Here is an 18,916-nt window from a genome sequence, read left to right as displayed (position 1 = left end):
AAATGATTCTCTGCATCACCCACTCACAGGATTTTTATAATATCGACCTCTTTTTTGCATATCTGAACTCTAAGAATATTCCATATTTCAGACTTAATTCTGACCGTATGAACCATTTTCAAAAGATCAGTGTGAATGAAGACTCATTTGAACTGACGGATGAATTCGGAAACACGGTTCATTCCAAAAATATTCAGGGAGTATGGCACAGAAAAGCCTGGGGGATAAGTACACCGGAAGAACTGGATGACGATTACAGAAAAGTGTTCCTGAACGGATATGCCAACCTTCGGTATAACCTGATCACTGTATTAGAAAATGTTCCATGGATTAACCCTTTTGAAAATGAAAGAAAAATTGATGGAAGTAAAATGCTTCAGCTAAAGTTAGCCAAAGAAAATAATCTCAGGGTTCCGGAAACCCTATTTTCAAATGACGAAGAAAAGATCACTGCCTTTTTTCATGAATTCTGTGGCGGAAAAGCAGTTGCTAAACTTCACAGTCTGACCGCAAAGACCATGAACGGAGAGAATCTTATCTCAACAATGATCATTGAAGAGGACACTTTGGAACATCTTTCGGATATCACCTATTGTCCTATGATCTTTCAGCCTTATGTTGACAAAGAATACGAATTGAGAATTGTTTACATTGCAGGAGAGTTTTTTACAGGAAAGATCAACAATAGCGATAATGTCGACTGGAGATCAGCGCAGGGAGATTATCACTGGTCAGCCTATGATCTTCCGGAACATGTCAAAACCGGTCTGACTTCCATGATGAAAGCAATGGGGCTCTATATCGGAGCCATTGACATGATCAAAGGAAAAGACGGAGACTATTATTTCCTTGAAGTCAATCCTCAGGGAGAATGGGGAATGCTACAGAAAGAACTGGGGTTCCCTATTGCAGAAAGAATTGCCGATAACCTTATAAAAAGAATCAATACCCATGAATAAAATACTAATTATTACGCACACTGCAGATAATTTTTCAATCGAGAAAGTAACAGAATATATAGAGAAAAACGGTTGTGAGGTCATCCGTTTTGATGTAGACCTGTATCCTATACAAAATAAACTGTCGACCATTTTTCAGGATGGCGAATGGGTAAGTATCCTTGAAACCAAAGATGCACAACACCGTTTGGATGATATTGCTGCCATTTGGTACCGCAGAGCTTACAATATCGGAAACGGGGTGAAAGAAGAAATGGATAAAAAATTCTATGGTGCCGCTATGGGAGAAATCCGTAATACGCTTTTCGGATTTATAGAGTCTGTAGATGCCTATGCATTGGGGAAACCTGGGATTTACAGAAGGTTAGACAGTAAAGAGGAACAGCTAAAAGTAGCGGTTAAATTAGGACTTAAAATTCCTGAAACCTGCCTGACCAATAATCCTGAAGAAGCGAGAAAATTTATCCTTAAACATCAGAATGTAGTAGCGAAAATGCAGACCGGTTTTGCGATTTATGAAGATGGCGTAGAAAGCGTCGTGTTTACCAATGTAGTTGGCGAAGATAAACTTCAAGAGCTTGATTCACTCCTGTACTGCCCGATGCAGTTCCAGAAAAAGATCGAAAAGAAAAAAGAACTTCGTGTTACCATCGTAGGACAGGACGTTTATGCTTTTGAAATAGATTCCCAACAGTCTGAAGATGCCAAAGTAGACTGGAGAAAAGACGGTGTCAACCTTTTAACCAAATGGGTAAGAACAGAACTGCCGGCAGATGTGGAAGCAAAACTTCTTGAACTTTTAGATGTATATAACGTTGATTATGGCGCGATAGACATCATTGTTTCCCCTGAAGACGAATACTATTTCATTGAAATCAATGCAGCAGGAGAGTTTTTCTGGCTGGATAACCTGACTGAGGACAATCTTATTTCAAAGAGTATTGCAGATGTTCTTTGCGACAAAGCTCCGAGAAGAAACAATATGGTGATGGCTTAAAAATAGCATGACTACTTAAATACTGAAAGCCCTTTTGTATATCTGAAGGGCTTTTTTGTTTCCTGGAGTGAAAACATGGACTTGAGTATTGAACCACCCCGTCAAAAATTCTCTGAATTTTCGCCACCCTTCCAAAGGAGGGGAATTTTGATACGGCAAAGTTCTGTCATCATGAAAACCTTCAATTTTGAAAGAAACTGTTTGCTCTTCTTTTTTCAAAATATTAAACTTAAATAACTCAAGTAAAAAACTTTTCTCTCTTTTGTGGTTGAAACAGTCCGTTCATTATTCTATCAACTTAAACAGAATTATATTCAATGACCGGGATAATGATAATATTGGTTAAATTAAGTGGAATTCTGCTTTAAAAATCGCAAATTTGCATAAGCAGTTTTTCGTGAAATCTGTACAGAAAAATGAAGAATTGCCGGATAGAAAATATTGTTATATTTTAGTCAGCAATCAAGTAAATAATTAATGATTTTTGTAACGGGTGCGACCGGAATTCTGGGAAGGGTAATCGTTTTGGAACTTCTTAAAAAGGGAAAAAACGTACGGGCTTCCAAAAGACCGGGCAGCAATTTAAACGATGTGAGGCATTCTTTTAATGTCTATACAGAAAATTCTGATGATCTTTTTAATAAGATCGAATGGATAGACCTGGATTTTGACGATCTGGACGCTTTGCAACATGCATTAAAAGGGGTAGATGAGGTCTATCACTGTGCCGCAAAAGTAAGTTTCCATCCTCATGATGAAAAAGAAATGTACCATACCAACGTAAAAGGTACAGAAAACCTGCTGTTTGCCTGCGAAGGGTCAGGAGTGAAAAAATTTCTTCATGTCAGTACGATTGCTGTATTGGATCTTTTTAACGAAAAAGGAGAATTAGACGAAAATTCTGAATTTAATCCTAAAGAAGAACATTCTGCTTATGCTATTTCCAAACATCTTGCTGAAATGGAAGTATGGAGAGCTTCTGCAGAAGGATTGAATACCATCATCGTCAATCCCGGAATGATCATCGGAAGCGGAAACTGGGGCCAGAGCAGTGGAGATATCTTCCCTACTTTTGAGAAAAATGGATTTACATTTTCCGGCGGAACAAGTTATGTAGATGTAAGAGACGCTGCTAAAATTTGTATTGAACTCATGGAAAAGAGTGTTTTCGGAGAGCGCTTTATCCTTATTTCAGAAAACAAGAAATATGCAGAGCTCGGACAGCAGATCAGAACGAAATTAGGTCTCAAAGAAGCTAAAATTCTTACAAAATCACAGTTAAATGTAGGAAGACTGGCCAATATCCTTTTCGGTTGGCTGATTCCGAAACTGAGAATCATTACCCGATCCAATATTGAATCCATATCCTCTCTCAATACCATTTCCAACGAAAAAATAAAAAAAGAGCTTGATTATCAGTTTATTTCTGTGAAGGAAAGTGTTGATTTTCATCTTAACAATTATATTAACGACAAAAAGCTGAATTCATGAATCTTGCAGCAGCAATTATCCTAAAAAATGTAGAAAAGCATCCTTTAAAATCTGCGATTGGTTTTAAAAAGAAGGAGGAAGCCTGGAAAGAACTGAGCTGGAAAAAATTGAGTGAGATCGTGTTTAAAACAGCCAATGCACTGAAAGATGCGGGAATTCAGGAAGATGATAAAGTAGCCATTTATTCGGATAACTCTTCGGAATGGATGATTTTTGATCTGGCTTCAATGGCTATTGGCGCAATAACCGTTCCTATTTACTCTACAAATAATGCGGAACAGGCAGAGTATATCTTTAGTGATTCGTCTGCAAAAGCTGTTCTTGTAGGAAGCCAGGAGCAATATGATGCATGTCTGGAGCTTTTAAATAAGGAAGGAAGTCAGCTGGAAACGATTATTGTTTCCAAAAAATCAATCTGGATCAAGAAAGAATTCAACAGTTTTTATCTTGAAGATTTTATTGCCAAGTCTTCTCCCAAACTGGAGATCACTCCCAAAGAAAATGATGATACAGCGACGCTGATCTATACCTCCGGAACTACGGGAACTCCGAAAGGGGTTATGCTTACCCACGGAAATTTTATCAAAGCCTTTGATTCGCACTTTGAGTTTTTTAAATTTAAAAACTTTGAAGAAGAACTTTCACTCGCATTTCTCCCTCTGACGCACGTTTTCGAAAGAAGCTGGAGCTTACTTTGCCTTTATGGCGGTGCCAGAGTTTATTTCCTGGAAGATCCTAAGAATATTGCCAAAGCTCTGGAAGACGTAAAACCTACCATGATGTGTGCCGTGCCGAGATTTTTTCAGAAAGTATATGCGGGAGTTTTAGAAAAAGCAGAAGAAGGTTCATCAACGAAGAAAAAGATCTTCGATTGGGCACTGGCAACGGGATGGCAGACTGCAGAACTGAGAAGAAGCGAAAAACCGGTTCCTTTTGGGTTAAAACTGAAAGAATCTGTTGCTGATATGCTTGTTTTCAGTAAAATTAAAGAAAAAATGGGTGGCAGACTATGGTTCCTACCTTGCGGAGGAGCATCATTGTCACCGGAAGTCACCAGATTCTTCGACTCTGTCGGCATTCATGTGACCGTAGGATATGGGCTGACAGAAACGACAGCGACCCTGACCCTTTTTCCATTGACTCACTATGAACATGGTACGAGCGGAAAACCTTTACCAGGCGTAGAAATTCGCATCGGTAAAAGCGATGAGATCCAGGCTAAAGGAAACGGCATTATGAAAGGCTATTACAATAAGCCTGAAGAAACTCAGAAAGTTTTCACCGAAGATGGCTGGTTCAAGACCGGAGATGCCGGAAAATTTGATGATAAAGGGAATCTGATCATCACAGACAGAATCAAAGATCTCATGAAAACTTCCAACGGAAAATATATCGCGCCGCAACAGATCGAAAACCTTCTCACCAATAATAATTTTATCCAGCAGATCATGCTGGTAGCAGAAGGAAGACAGTTTGTGTCGGCTCTTATTGTCCCTAATTTTGAATTTTTACAGGATTATATAAAGAAAAATAATATTCCGTTCACCAAATGGGAGGAGGCTGTGAAAGAGGAGAAGATCATCACTTTATATAAAGAAAAAATTAAAGAATTACAGGAACATCTGGCAGATTATGAAAAAGTGAAGAAGTTCACGCTGATGCCGTCAGAATTTGACATCAATACCGGAGAAATAACCCCTACATTGAAGGTCAAAAGAAATGTGGTTCTTAAAAAATATGCGGATATTATAGAAAAAATGTATTAAAATAAAACCATCTGGACCACTAAGACAACAAAGGCTTTTCAAATAAAAAAAACAAAGATTTGAAAACGTAAGTAGTCTTGAACCGACAGTTTTATTAACTTTATCAATAACTTAAGTGTTACTATTCTTTTGTGCCTTCTGTGGTTAAATAAAAGCGTTTTAGCATTTTAAATCAGACTATGACAACACAAGAATTTCTAGGAAAACAAAATTTCAAGATTCATACGAAGACGGTTTCAGAAAGCTGTCCGTCTAATATTGCCCTGATCAAATACTGGGGGAAATATGAAAATCAGATCCCTGCCAATCCAAGCATCAGTTATACGCTGAATCACTGCAAAACCAATACTTCTATGGAGTTTTTGGCGGATGAAAATTTCGCTGTACAAACCTTCCTTGCAGGACATGAAGAAGTGAAATTTGCAGAAAAAATAGAAAAATATTTTAAGAATATCGAACAGTATATTCCCTGGATATTGAAAGGGAAATACATCATCAGAACAGAGAATACTTTTCCACACAGTTCCGGGATTGCGAGTTCTGCTTCAGGATTTGGAGCAATTGCAAAATGCCTGATGAAGCTGGACGAAGAGTTTTCAGGAAATACATCCGAGGAAGAATCTTTAAGAAAAGCCTCATTTTTGGCTAGATTAGGAAGCGGCAGCGCTTGCAGAAGTTTGTATAACGGATTGGTCGTTTGGGGAGCTTCGGATGAGGTAGAAGGAAGTTCGGACTTATTTGCCGTAAAATATCCGGATTCTAAGATTCATGAGGTATTCAAAAACTTCAACGACTGGGTTTTATTAATCCATGAAGGTCAAAAAAGTGTTTCCTCAACGGTAGGGCATGGATTGATGAATACCAATCCTTATGCTGAAAGAAGATTCCAGGAAGCAAGAGAAAATTTTGTTCCGATGAAGCAAATTCTCAAAGGCGGACACATGGAACACTTTATTAAGTTAGTGGAACATGAAGCTCTTACCCTTCATGCCATGATGATGATGAGTGATCCTGCCTTTATTCTGATGAAAACCGGAACTATGGAAGTGATCAATAAAATCTGGGAATTCAGAAAACAAACAGGACTTCCTTTATTTTTCACACTGGATGCAGGAGCAAATGTTCATGTCTTATTTCCAAAAGATGCTTCAGAAGAAAAAATCAAAATATTTATTGAAACAGAATTGCTTCAACACACCCAGAATAATGGAGTAGTGAAGGATGTGATGCAGTTTTAAAATAAAAAAAATACTTTTTTTCTATCAATACATAACTGCGTCATCTTCGAAATCTGTGAAGGATTTTTTTTACTGAGATTTCGAAGATGACGCAGATTTTTTTATTTCGATACGACTGTTGCTATTGTTACAAATTCAAAGTGAGGGGAGTGTTGAGGAAATCATTGAAAGGTTTCATCAGGTTAAAAATCTTCGTCATATTTTTCACCGCATTTTTATCTAAAACTTCTTCATCTTTTAAATGGTAAAGGACGATGAAACTTTTAAGCTTTAAATATTCTCCCATCGGATCTTCCTTTTCAAATCCCTGAGGAATTTTTTTCAGTTTGTCGTCCTGATCCAGTTCCGGGAAATGCTTTTTAAACTCTTTCTGACTGATGATCTTGAGGAAATCCTCGCCATACAACGAAATTTCTTTTCGTACTTCTTTCAGAACGGAAGATTCCGGCATATAAGCACCTCCGGCCAGAAAAGACTTCCCGGGTTCTATATGAAGATAATAACCAGCTTTGTGGCTTCCTTTTCCCATTCCTAAAGAAGCACCGAAATTGGTTTTGTACGGTATTTTATCTTTTGAAAATCTCGTATCACGATAAATTCTGAACAATGATTTTTTGCCGTCAATTTTCCCCAGTTCTTCATCGAATTCTGCCATTTCTTTGATCAGTTCGTCCAGAAAAGCAATGACGTTTTCCTGCGATTCCGTATAAAGATTTTTATTTTCATTGAACCATTCGCGGTTGTTATTCTGGGTCAGATCTTTTAAAAATGTCAGGGTTTCTGGTTTGATGGTAATCATACTTTTGGAAATTTAATGTAAGAGGGTGTTCTATTGAACCAAGTTAAAAAATAAACTTATGATGACCAAAATTAAGTGATGAGGGTACTGTTTTTATGCTTAATGAAGTAGACAGATTTCATGGATGAAAATTGTGAAATTCAGTATGCAAATTGGATCCAATGAGGTGTGAATTTTAAAATTAAATTTTGAAAAAGAGGCTAAAATGAGAGGAATCCAATAAAAAAAAGATGGTATCGTACAGTTTGGAGAAAATAATACTAACTTTGAATAAGCTTCAAATAAGCGATAAATTGCGCCCAGTCAACACATGAGTAAATCTTGAAATGTAACCATGGATACTGGAAATGTTCTCATGATAATAAATGAGATTTTAAAAGTAAATTTTGCGTTTCATGGTGATATTTTTGAAAATTCATAAATAATACAGAAAAAATCAATGTAATTTAATAAAAAAAAATAATGTTTAGCATGTTTTTAATGTAAGACCTGTTTTTTTGGATTTAATTTTTTAAAAATTAAAAATATATTAAAGGATTCTGAATTAAAGTTTACATATTTAAAACTTTATTCAAAAACAAACCAAATATTTGTTGTATCTTTGCAAAAATTTTAAAATATTTAATGAATTTATTTACGGAGTCCAATTTAAGTCCTGACATCCTTAAGGCAATTGGCGAACTGGGTTACGAAAGCCCGACAGAAATCCAAAAACAGACTATCCCTTTCATTCTTTCAGATATTCGCGATTTGATCGCACTTGCGCAGACAGGGACAGGCAAAACAGCAGCGTTTTCGCTTCCGATTTTGGATATGATTGACGAAACGAGTCGCAAAATCCAATTTTTGGTGCTTTGTCCGACACGGGAACTATGTCTTCAGATTTCTAAAGACATAAAAAATTACTCCAAGTACATGAAAGACATCAAAACCACAGCGGTTTACGGTGGAAGTAGTATTATGGATCAGATTCGTTCTTTAAAGGACAAGCCGCAAATTATTGTAGGTACTCCAGGGAGAGTAATCGACCTTATCAACAGAAAAGCACTTGATTTTTCTGCTATTCATTGGTTAGTTTTAGACGAAGCTGATGAAATGCTTTCAATGGGTTTCAAAGATGAGTTGGAAACGATTCTGAGAGAAACACCAGATACAAAGCAAACTTTCTTGTTCTCGGCGACGATGAATAAAGAAGTGGAAAGAATTTCTAAAAATTATCTTACGACTCCACACCGTATTTCTGTGGGTTCTATTAACGAAGTTAAGAAGAACATCAAGCACGAATATTACGTAGTAGGATACCGTCAGAAAAAAGAAGCTCTTAAGAGATTAATTGATGCCAACCCGAACCAGTATTCTATTTTGTTCTGTAGAACAAGAATGGAAACTCAGGAGGTGGCAGATTTCCTGATGCAGAATGGCTATGCAGCTGATGCACTTCACGGAGATCTTTCTCAGGCACAGAGAGATACAGTGATGAAGAAATTCAGACTGAAAAATATTGATATCCTTGTAGCGACAGACGTTGCAGCAAGAGGTTTGGATGTAAACTCTCTGACGCACGTTATCCATTATTCTTTACCTGATGATCCGGAAGTATTCGTTCACAGAAGTGGAAGAACCGGTAGAGCAGGAAAAGATGGTATTTCAATTTCTTTAATTAAACCTGAAGAAAGCAGAAAACTGAAGCAGATAAAATCTACAACGAAAATCGATATTGTAGAAAAATTCATTCCAACAGGTGAAGATATTATCAAAGCTCAGGTGGAAGGTGTTTTTGAAAAATTATTTACGGAACACGAAGAAGATATCTTTGAATTCAATGATAGCTTAATTCCGGATCTGAGTGCGTTTACAAAAGAAGAATTGGTACACAAACTATTGCAGTTCCAGTTAAAAGACCTTGCTTTGTATTACAAAGATAAGCATGATCTTGTTGATCAAAAGTTCAGCAGCAGAGATGATGATTATTCAAGAAGAGACAGAGATAGAGGAAGGGACCGCGATAGAGGAAGAGATCGTGACCGTGGAGACCGTGACGTAAGAGGAAGCAGAGATAGCAGAGACCGTGGCGGAAAACCTAGAAGAAAGGACGAAAACATGGTAAGATTCTTCTTCAACCTTGGGAAAAAAGATCAATTGAAAAAGCTTGATGTTTTAGAAATCATCAATAAAGCTACTGCCGGAAAAAGCAAAAAAAGAGCTGAAATCGGTGATATTGAAATCTTAGAAAAATTCTCCTTCTTTGAAGTGGAGAAATCTTTCTCAGAAAATGTAATGAGCAATATTCCTTCAATGAAATTTAAAGGAAAAGAAATGAGAGCTGAAGTAGCAAACTAAGGCATCTCAATATCATATAAAACCGGCTAAAAGCCGGTTTTTTTATTTGATAATCAGGCATTAATCGAATGTTAACAAAACTTAATGTTATATAGTTTCAGGGCAAATCCTTTTTTAGGAAATTTGCACTCAAATTATAAATACATAAAAATGGGAATTGGTAATATTTTCCACGCTTTTCAACCGAAGGATAAAATTTTCTTTGTACTTTTTGAAAAAGTAACTGAAAACTTAGTTGCAATGTCTGAAGACTTTAACAATGGCATCAAAGATTTCGATCTTAACGATGATACGATGTTAAAAAGAATGAGTGACTATGAGCATAAAAATGATGAGCTTACACATGAGATCTTCGTTGAACTAGGGAAAAACTTCATTACACCTTTCGATCGTGAAGATATCCACACACTGGCAACAGGACTTGATGATATCGCCGATTACATCTATGCTTCTACAAAATATATTTTCCTGTATAAATCTCCTGAAATGAAGGCTTATTCGGATTTCTCACTTCTGATCCACAAAGCTTGTCTTGAGATTCAGAATGCGATGAAAAACCTTAAAGGTTTCAAGAATATGGACCAGGTAAAAGAAGCTTGTATCAAGGTAAACTCTATTGAAAACATTGCAGATGACCTGCTGTCCAATTCAATGGTAGATTTATTTGAAACCAATGATGCGATTAATATTATCAAAGTTTCATCTGTACTTAATTATCTTGAAATAGTAACCGATAAGGCAGAAGATGTTGCCAATACTATTGAGAACATCATGATTAAATACGCCTAAACAAAATAACAAATGGAATTTCCGATTTTACTAATAGTTATTATTGCACTGGCTTTAATTTTCGATTATATCAATGGTTTTCATGATGCCGCCAATTCAATCGCGACGATCGTTTCTACAAAAGTTTTAACTCCATTCCAGGCTGTACTTTGGGCAGCTCTCTGGAACTTTGCCGCTTTCTTTATTGCTGCTTACATTATTGGAGAATTTAAAATTGGAAATACGATTGCCAAGACGGTTAATGAAAACTTTATTACATTAGAAGTAATATTCTCAGGACTTATCGCTGCGATTGCCTGGAACCTTTTAACATGGTGGTTTGGGATTCCTTCATCATCATCACACACTTTGATCGGTGGATTTCTGGGAGCAGCCTTAATGCATGCTTTTATGATGGATTATCACGAAGTTGTGGCTACTCAACCTCATTTGGGAACATGGGAAACCTTTAAAGCTGCATGCTATCAGGTTACCCAGCAAAGTGTTGTTAAATTTGATAAAGTAATTCCTATTTTCCTGTTCATTTTTATGGCTCCGATTATTGGGATGATTATTTCAATCATTATCACTTTAATTATTGTTCATCTTTATAAAAGATCGAATCCGTATAAAGCAGATAAATCATTTAAGAGATTACAGCTCGCTTCTTCAGCTTTGTTCAGTTTAGGACACGGTTTGAATGATGCACAGAAAGTAATGGGTATTATTGGAGCTGCGATGATCTATTATCACGTGAATATGCTTCAGGATCCTGTTTATCTTAATATTGCATCGGCAGCCCGTTTCGATTATTTCGCGCAACATTACATCTGGGTTCCTCTGGTTTCTTTCATTGCGATTGCCTTAGGTACCATGAGTGGTGGCTGGAAGATCATTAAAACAATGGGAACTAAAATTACAAAAGTAACTTCACTAGAAGGAGTAAGTGCTGAAACTGCCGGAGCAATCACCTTATTCATTACTGACCATTTTGGTATTCCTGTATCGACTACGCATACCATTACCGGTTCTATTATCGGGGTAGGATTAACAAAAAGAATATCTGCCGTGAGATGGGGAATTACCGTAAGTCTGCTTTGGGCTTGGGTATTGACGATTCCTATTTCAGCAATTGTTGCAGGAATTACTTATCTTGCCGTAACATTTCTGACTTAAGATAAAAGTTGAAATTATAAATACAAACTTTGTCCTCCGGGGCAAAGTTTTTTGTTTTATAAAGCCTCGAAAAATTGTATTTTTGTTCAAATTATAAGATTTTATGGAATTTTTAGACAGATACCAGCAGATCGTTGCTGATGCCATCACTAAGTATACTTTCAAAGACAAGCCTGCGGAACTTTATGATCCGATGAACTATATCATTTCCCACGGTGGAAAGCGTCTTCGTCCTATTATGGTATTGATGGCCTGCGACCTGTTCGGCGGAGATCTCAGACAGGCTATAAAACCGGCACTGGCGATCGAGTTTTTCCATAACTTTACCCTGATCCATGATGATATTATGGATGAAGCTCCTTTAAGAAGAAATAAACCTACGATCCATACGTTACATGGGATCAATGTAGGAATTCTTTCCGGAGATGGATTGATGCTGAAGGCTTATAAGTTTTTTGAAGATCTTGAGCCTGAGATTTTCAAAGCCTGTATCAGAATCTTTACCCATACCGGACTTCTGCTGTGTGAAGGTCAGCAGTATGATATCAATTTTGAAACTCAGGAAGACGTTACCTATGATGATTACATCAGAATGATTACCTATAAAACAGGGGTTCTGAGTGCATCGTCTTTTGAAATAGGAGCGCTTATTGCAAAAGCTAATTTTAAAGATGCCAAGGCTATTTTCAACTTCGGAAAACACATTGGTATCGCTTTCCAGATTATGGACGATTATCTTGATGTATTCGGAGACCAGGCTCAGTTTGGAAAAAAACATGCCGGAGATATCTATGAAAATAAAAAAACGATTCTTTACCTTTTAGCCAGAGAACATGCGACGGAAGAAGAAAGAAAAGAACTGGATCACTGGTATGGCAAAAAGACCGATAACATCGATAAAGTATACGGTGTTGAAAAGATCTTCAGAAGAACCAAAGTAGACGAGAAAGCATTGCGCCTGATCGAAAAACACAATGAGATCGGACAGAGCTATCTGGCGAAAATCAATATTCCTGAAGAGAAGAAAAAACCTTTCGCTGAACTGGCAAATTATCTGTTAAGAAGAGAGAGCTAATAAGATGATAAGTAAGAGGTAGCAGGTTGTAGGTTTGATAGATTGACGACTGCCTGCCACCTTCTACCTATTATCTGCTACCTAAACAATGAAATTCAGAACCGAAGTTGACATACCCAAGTCAGAGAAAAAGATTGATGTTGAAGATAAAATATTTTCAATAGGGTCGTGTTTTGCTTCAGAAATGACAGATTTGTTGGGACAGGGGCAGCTTCAGACGGTTAATAATCCATTTGGAACCATTTTTAATCCTTTTTCGATCAGCAATGCGGTGAAAAGGCTTCACGATTCGGAGTTCTATGAGGAGGAGGAACTGATTACTTTTAATGAAGAATTTATTTCACTGGACCATCACAGCAGTTTTGATACCCGATATATTCATCAGACCCTGGATAAAATCAATACAGGAATAGAAGTAGGGAACAATTTTCTTCAGGATGCAGGTTGGGTAATCATTACCTACGGAACTTCATTTATTTATGAATTTATTCCCAAGAAAAAACTGGCTGCCAATTGCCATAAAATTCCACAGAAATTTTTTCAAAAAAGACTACTGTCTCATCAGGAGCTTACGGATTCGATCTATAATACGGTTTTAAACCTGAAAGATATCTGCCGTGATGATGTACAGATTCTGTTCACAGTTTCGCCGGTGCGTCATACAAAGGATGGGATGATTGAAAATCAACTGAGTAAATCTAAACTCATTACAGCTGTTCATGAGTCGGTTTCGCAGCTTGAAAACTGCCATTATCTTCCTGTTTATGAAATAATAATGGATGACCTTCGGGACTATCGCTTTTATAAAGAAGATATGATTCATCCTACTTCACAGGCTGTCAGTTATATATTCGATAAGTTTGGAGAATCTTATTTCTCAGATGAGACTAAAAGTTTTATCAAAGAGAATTTTAAGATCAATAAAGCACTTGAACACAGGACAGATGATGAAAAAGATCCGAAATATATAGAATTTAGAGAAAAACTGAACGAAAGAATTGAACTTCAGAGAGGAAAAGTAAGACATAAAATTTTTTCAAATGATTGATTTTACGAATCTCAATTATCTGAAATCAGGAAGTGAAAGACAGAAAAGAGCTTACGAAGTTCTTGAACAATATAAGGTTTTTGAGAAATTAAAAACCTATTCTCCTGTTTTGGCAGGAACAATTCCTATCGGGATCGACGTTGAAAGCAGTGATCTGGACATCATCTGTCAAGTAGATCTTCAGTTTAAAGAAGATTTTCTGGATGATATCAAATCGGGTAAATTAATTCCGGCAGATGGGGATGTAACCATAGAGAATATTATTGTTCATGAAGAAAACAGCATTGTTCTGAATTTCAGGCTGGAAGAATTTAAGATCGAAATTTTCGGACAGAATAAGCCATCACTTCAACAGAATGCGTACCGTCACATGTTGGCCGAGCATAGAATATTACAGGAAAAAGGAGAAGAATTTAGACATAAAATAATAGAATTAAAGAAACAGGGAATTAAAACTGAGCCGGCCTTTGGGCTGTTGATGAATTTGGAAAACCCTTATGAAGATCTGTTGAAATTTTAAAAAAATGATTGATACCCATACCCATTTATACGCAGAGGAATTTGATGAAGATAGAAAAGAAGCCATTCAAAGGGCTGTAGATAAAGGAATCACAAAGTTTTACCTTCCTGCGATTGATTCCGAATCCCATGGAAAAATGCTTCAACTGGAAGCAGAATATCCGGGGCAAATTATTTCCATGATGGGACTTCACCCTTGCTATGTAAAACCTGAATCGTGGGAAAAGGAACTTGAAATTGTTAAGAATTATCTGGATGAAAGAAATTTTCCAGCGATAGGGGAGATCGGGATCGATCTTTACTGGGATAAAACAACATTGGATATCCAGGTTAAAGCTTTTGAACAGCAAATTGACTGGGCTATCAAAAAGGATCTTCCTATTGTGATCCATACCAGAGAAAGCTTTGATGAAACCTTCGAGGTGCTGGAAAGAAAAAAACATCCAAAACTTCGCGGTATTTTCCATTGCTTTTCAGGAGATTTGGAGCAAGCGAAACACGCAATAGATCTCAATTTCATATTGGGAATAGGAGGAGTGGTGACCTTTAAAAACGGAAAGATCGATCAGTTTCTGAATGAAATTCCTTTGGAAAAGATCGTTCTGGAAACGGATTCACCTTATTTGGCTCCGGTTCCACACAGAGGAAAAAGAAATGAAAGTTCATATCTGGATCTTGTCGCCGGAAAGCTGGTGAATATTTATGGGAAAGACTTTACAGAAATTGACAGAATCACTACGGAAAATGCATGTAAGCTGTTTGGAGACGGTGAAAAATAAGTAAGCGTTAAAAAATACGCTGGATGAATATTTTGAAAGAGTTGAAATTATATTGCTATGGAGGATTTAGTTAGTATTACTACAGTATTTTTACTTTAAGAATAGAAAAGAAATCAGCCCATAATACTTTTCACAATTAAATAAGCGAATTTAGGATAAGTCATTCAATACGACATAAAAAAAAACCCTTTCAATCGAAAGGGCTTTGCTATTATTTTTTTCTTGTGAAATTCTTATTCTTAGGTTTTTTGAACGCTGTAGGAGTACTTCCAGCAGGCTTATTGCTGTTATTCTGAGGCTTCGGAGACCTGGGTCTTCTGTCACCGCCAGCGGCCATAGGCTTGTTGTTTGAGTCTCTTTTCTGAGCTACCAGATTATCCGTATGGAAAGGATGTTCCTTGATCACAGGAATTTTTTTCCCGATCAGTTTCTCCGTATTTCTTAAATTTAGAAGATCAAGACTGTCTACAAAAGAGATGGAAGATCCTTCTGCTCCGGCTCTTCCCGTTCTTCCGATTCTGTGAACATAGGTTTCAGAAACGTCGGAAAGTTCAAAATTGATTACATATTTCAGTTCGTCAATATCAATACCTCTTGCCGCGATGTCTGTAGCGACCAGAATCCTTGTTTTTCCGTTCTTAAAATTATTCAGGGCATTCTGTCTCGCATTTTGAGATTTGTTCCCGTGAATCGCTTCTGCTGAGATATTATCTTTCTGCAGCTTTCTCGCTATTTTGTCGGCACCGTGTTTTGTTCTGGAAAATACCAGTACAGAATCTGAAATATCATTCTCCAGAATATGAGAAAGAAGGTCCAGCTTATTTTCTTTATCTACAAAATAAACCGACTGTTTAATGGTTTCAGCAGTAGAAGAAACCGGAGTGACTTCTACCTTGACAGGATTATTTAAGATAGAATCAGCCAGTTTCTGGATCTCAGAAGGCATTGTTGCTGAAAAGAATAAAGTCTGTCTTCTTTGTGGAAGAAGTTTAATCACTCTTTTTACATCATGTACAAAACCCATATCCAGCATTCTGTCTGCTTCATCAAGAACAAAGATTTCAATGTTCTTAAGGCTGATAATACCCTGTGCGATAAAATCAAGAAGTCTTCCGGGGGTTGCTACCAGGATATCGATGCCTCTTCTGAGAGCAGCTTCCTGATTTCCCTGCTTTACCCCTCCGAAAATAACGAGTTGTTTTAGCGGAAGGTATTTTCCGTATGCATTAATATTTTCCTCGATCTGGATGGCAAGTTCTCTTGTCGGCGTTAAGATCAGGGCTTTTATATGGTTGTTTTTGGTCTTGCTTTTTGATAAATTCTGCAGAATAGGAATAGCAAACGCCGCTGTCTTTCCTGTTCCTGTCTGTGCACATCCTAAAAAGTCGCTACCTTTTAAGATTTCAGGGATTGATCTCTCCTGAATGGGCGTAGGGTTCGTATAACCCTGTTCCTGAATTGCTTTTGCAATAGGTTCTATTAAGTTTAGGTCTGTAAAATTCAAATGAACTATTTTTTTTAATTTAAAATAAAATTCCCTCAATGTGAAGGAATTATATGGTACAAAGGTAGTCTAAATATTTTTAAGCGGATCATTTTACTTTTGCCCACTGTTGGTTATGTCTCAGGTCTTCAATGAACATATAGACTTTTCTCAGTTTTTCACTTCCTCTTTTACCATAATCTTCTATGTTTTTGGAAGATCCGTCTGTAAAATTAATTCTCAGATAGGAGGTTGAAAGATCGGTGATATTTTTTGTTCCGTAATGGTCTTTCAGATTTTTGACGTCAAGATCATTCAGAAGTGAAATCAGTTTGTTGTAATCTGCTTCCCTGATCACCCCATTAAAAGTTCCTTCCCGCGGATTTGAAAATTCTCCTTTCGAAAAATCTTTGGAGAAATTAAAATGTTCCGCTTCCAGTATGGCGGTTCTGTAAGGACTGATGGTCAGTTTAAATACAGGGCAGGATCCAAAACAGGCACCCGCCTGATATTCAATTTTGGTGTATTTTGATTCCGTTTTTTGAGTCGTGCATGAAAATAAAAATATCAGTGCAAAAAGACTTAGTATGTGCTTCATAAGGGATGGTTTCTCTGTTTCTTTCAATAACTATTCCAAATAATCGTGGCTTCAGGATTGAAATTACTCCAGAGAGGAAACACAGCAGCCTTTGGTAAATGATAACCTTAAAAGGATAGGCTCATTATCTTTTGACTGATAAAACTTTGTTCTCTTGTTGACAGAATTATAATGCGAATAGCTTTTTATCTCCCCTTTATTGAACATTATTTTATTTTTAAAAAACAAAGGTTCCATATCGTACAGAATGTTGTTATTGAAATCCTGATCACTGTTGGTAATGTCCAGTTCAATAACTCCCAGATTCTTTTTCACTTTTTGGTTAAGAATGAGGTTGTACTTATAATGAATGAGATCATTTTCTGCTCTCTTTTCCACCAATTCTAAAATATGTTCTGTTTTTGCTTTTTTCCTTTTTTTAATGTCTGCAATTTCAGATTCCAGCGGGATATCTCCTTTAAAATAATCAAAATTTCCAGGTTTAATATCTTTACTTTCATCCTTGATCAAGACAGGGAGTACAGGATTGGTCTCTTTATTTAAATTATAAATAAAACCATTTCTGCTGTTGTTAAAAGATAGGACGGACAAATCGGCATCACTTACGAAATACTGAATGTCCTCACTCACCTCATTGCTAGCCCCCTGATCTGCGATCTTATCGTAGGTAAGTGTATACTTTAACCTTTTATTAAATTCATACTTAAAAAACGCCTTATCATTTAAAGGCGCTGGTTCATCTGATTTAGATGTTTCCACGAATGAATCGCTATCCTGAGCATAAGCTGAGGCAGGCAGAAGAAATGAAACAAAAATAACAGCGGGTGCTGTTATTTTCTTTAATGAGTGTATCATCTTTTATCCGTGTAGTTTTTTCCAGATTGCATCTTTCAGTTCCACGAGGCCCTCTCCAGTAACTCCGGAGAAAAATAATGGCTTTCTGTTTTCCGGAAATTCAGAAGAAATTTCTTTTTTCAGTTCATCATCCAAAAGGTCGGCTTTTGAAATAGAAACAATGAAATCTTTATCCAGAAGTTCAGGATTATATTCCGTTAATTCATTTTCCAGAATTTTAAACTCCTGAAAATGACTTTCAGAATCAGCCGGAATTAAGAATAAAAGGATAGAATTTCTTTCAATATGTCTTAAGAATCGGTGTCCCAGACCTTTTCCTTCAGCGGCACCTTCAATGATTCCAGGAATATCAGCCATTACAAATGATTTGTAATTTCTGTAATCTACAATACCAAGATTGGGAGTCAGTGTTGTAAATGCATAATTGGCGATCTTAGGTTTTGCAGCAGATACAGAGGCAAGAAGGGTAGATTTTCCGGCATTTGGAAAACCAACCAAACCTACATCGGCCAAAATTTTAAGTTCGAAAACAACGAAGCCTTCCTCACCATCCATTCCTGGTTGTGCATATCTCGGAGTCTGATTGGTAGAAGATTTGAAGTGCTCATTTCCTTTTCCCCCTTTTCCTCCAAGCATCAAAGTGATTTCCTGCTTGTCTTCAAGAATTTCGCCGATAATTTCTCCTTCTTCATTTTTAGCGATCGTCCCGATAGGAACATCGATATAAATATCAGCACCGTCAGCACCGGTCAGCTGGCTTTTCGCCCCGTTTTCACCCCGTTCCGCTTTTATGTGACGGGTGTATCGAAGTGGAAGTAAAGTCCATTCCTGAGCATTTCCTCTCATGATGACGTGTCCGCCGCGACCTCCGTCGCCTCCATCCGGACCACCTTTAGGAATATACTTTTCACGGCGAAGGTGGGCAGAACCTGCACCTCCGTGTCCGCTTTTACAATGGATCTTTACGTAATCTACAAAGTTAGACATATAGTTTGTGTTGCGGGTTGTGGATGACGGGATTCGAA

The 18,916-nt window shown here is 37.1% G+C and carries 17 protein-coding genes; 12 read left to right on the top strand and 5 right to left on the bottom strand.

The features are described 5' to 3' along the window. Positions 1–2: 2 nt before the first annotated feature. From BUC06_RS09545 to BUC06_RS09520, 5 genes are all read left to right on the top strand, one after another. Positions 3–959 carry an MvdC/MvdD family ATP grasp protein gene (locus BUC06_RS09545; RefSeq protein ID WP_073333002.1) on the top strand — a complete coding sequence of 319 codons (957 nt, stop codon included), beginning with the start codon at positions 3–5 and terminating at the stop codon, positions 957–959. Then, positions 952–1,956 (top strand): MvdD family ATP-grasp ribosomal peptide maturase, encoded by a 1,005-nt coding sequence (locus BUC06_RS09540; protein ID WP_073332998.1) that lies wholly within the window; start codon positions 952–954, stop codon positions 1,954–1,956. Before BUC06_RS09545 ends, BUC06_RS09540 begins: the two co-directional genes overlap by 8 nt. 477 nt (positions 1,957–2,433) lie before the next feature. After that, positions 2,434–3,447, top strand: a complete 1,014-nt coding sequence (locus BUC06_RS09530) for an NAD-dependent epimerase/dehydratase family protein (RefSeq protein WP_073332993.1) — start codon at positions 2,434–2,436, stop codon at positions 3,445–3,447. Beyond that, a complete protein-coding gene (locus BUC06_RS09525; RefSeq protein WP_073332991.1) occupies positions 3,444–5,213 on the top strand; it encodes an AMP-dependent synthetase/ligase in 1,770 nt (589 codons plus the stop codon). Before BUC06_RS09530 ends, BUC06_RS09525 begins: the two co-directional genes overlap by 4 nt. A 179-nt stretch (positions 5,214–5,392) precedes the next feature. Next, positions 5,393–6,451 carry a diphosphomevalonate decarboxylase gene (locus BUC06_RS09520; RefSeq protein WP_073332988.1) on the top strand — a complete coding sequence of 353 codons (1,059 nt, stop codon included), beginning with the start codon at positions 5,393–5,395 and terminating at the stop codon, positions 6,449–6,451. A gap of 127 nt (positions 6,452–6,578) precedes the next feature. Here the strand turns inward: BUC06_RS09520 and BUC06_RS09515 are convergent, their stop codons facing one another. Continuing rightward, positions 6,579–7,250: a DUF2461 domain-containing protein gene (locus tag BUC06_RS09515; RefSeq protein ID WP_073332986.1), complete on the bottom strand. Its 672-nt coding sequence runs from the start codon at positions 7,248–7,250 to the stop codon at positions 6,579–6,581. A gap of 624 nt (positions 7,251–7,874) precedes the next feature. Here BUC06_RS09515 and BUC06_RS09510 point away from each other — a divergent pair. The 7 genes from BUC06_RS09510 (at position 7,875) to BUC06_RS09480 (ending at position 14,955) form a co-directional block, all read left to right on the top strand. Then, positions 7,875–9,590, top strand: a complete 1,716-nt coding sequence (locus BUC06_RS09510) for a DEAD/DEAH box helicase (protein WP_073332983.1) — start codon at positions 7,875–7,877, stop codon at positions 9,588–9,590. A 150-nt stretch (positions 9,591–9,740) separates the two neighbouring features. After that, positions 9,741–10,379: a DUF47 domain-containing protein gene (locus tag BUC06_RS09505; RefSeq protein ID WP_040998750.1), complete on the top strand. Its 639-nt coding sequence runs from the start codon at positions 9,741–9,743 to the stop codon at positions 10,377–10,379. A 12-nt stretch (positions 10,380–10,391) separates the two neighbouring features. Further along, positions 10,392–11,534, top strand: coding sequence for an inorganic phosphate transporter (locus BUC06_RS09500; RefSeq protein ID WP_073332980.1), 1,143 nt, complete (start codon positions 10,392–10,394; stop codon positions 11,532–11,534). Between the two features lie 103 nt (positions 11,535–11,637). Then, positions 11,638–12,609, top strand: coding sequence for a polyprenyl synthetase family protein (locus tag BUC06_RS09495; RefSeq protein WP_073332977.1), 972 nt, complete (start codon positions 11,638–11,640; stop codon positions 12,607–12,609). Between the two features lie 88 nt (positions 12,610–12,697). After that, a complete protein-coding gene (locus BUC06_RS09490) occupies positions 12,698–13,657 on the top strand; it encodes a GSCFA domain-containing protein (protein ID WP_073332974.1) in 960 nt (319 codons plus the stop codon). After that, positions 13,650–14,177 (top strand): DUF4269 domain-containing protein, encoded by a 528-nt coding sequence (locus BUC06_RS09485; RefSeq protein ID WP_073332973.1) that lies wholly within the window; start codon positions 13,650–13,652, stop codon positions 14,175–14,177. The genes BUC06_RS09490 and BUC06_RS09485 overlap by 8 nt, the downstream gene beginning before the upstream one ends. 4 nt (positions 14,178–14,181) lie before the next feature. Continuing rightward, entirely contained in the window at positions 14,182–14,955 is a 774-nt protein-coding gene (locus BUC06_RS09480) for a TatD family hydrolase (protein ID WP_073332971.1), read from the top strand. A gap of 211 nt (positions 14,956–15,166) precedes the next feature. On the opposite strand, the gene BUC06_RS09475 is transcribed toward BUC06_RS09480, so the two are convergent. The 4 genes from BUC06_RS09475 to obgE form a co-directional block, all read right to left on the bottom strand. Continuing rightward, positions 15,167–16,459, bottom strand: coding sequence for a DEAD/DEAH box helicase (locus BUC06_RS09475; RefSeq protein ID WP_073333317.1), 1,293 nt, complete (start codon positions 16,457–16,459; stop codon positions 15,167–15,169). Between the two features lie 88 nt (positions 16,460–16,547). Then, complete coding sequence (locus BUC06_RS09470) at positions 16,548–17,036, bottom strand: DUF6438 domain-containing protein (RefSeq protein WP_073332969.1); 489 nt, start codon at positions 17,034–17,036, stop codon at positions 16,548–16,550. 63 nt (positions 17,037–17,099) lie between these two features. Next, on the bottom strand, positions 17,100–17,891 hold the full coding sequence (locus BUC06_RS09465) for a hypothetical protein (protein WP_073332967.1): 792 nt from the start codon (positions 17,889–17,891) through the stop codon (positions 17,100–17,102). A gap of 3 nt (positions 17,892–17,894) precedes the next feature. Continuing rightward, positions 17,895–18,878: a GTPase ObgE gene (obgE, locus tag BUC06_RS09460; RefSeq protein ID WP_073332965.1), complete on the bottom strand. Its 984-nt coding sequence runs from the start codon at positions 18,876–18,878 to the stop codon at positions 17,895–17,897. Positions 18,879–18,916 lie beyond the last annotated feature (38 nt).

The sequence above is a fragment of the Chryseobacterium carnipullorum genome (genome assembly GCF_900142785.1).
Classification (GTDB): domain Bacteria; phylum Bacteroidota; class Bacteroidia; order Flavobacteriales; family Weeksellaceae; genus Chryseobacterium; species Chryseobacterium carnipullorum.
This window is presented reverse-complemented; position numbering and strand designations above follow the sequence as displayed.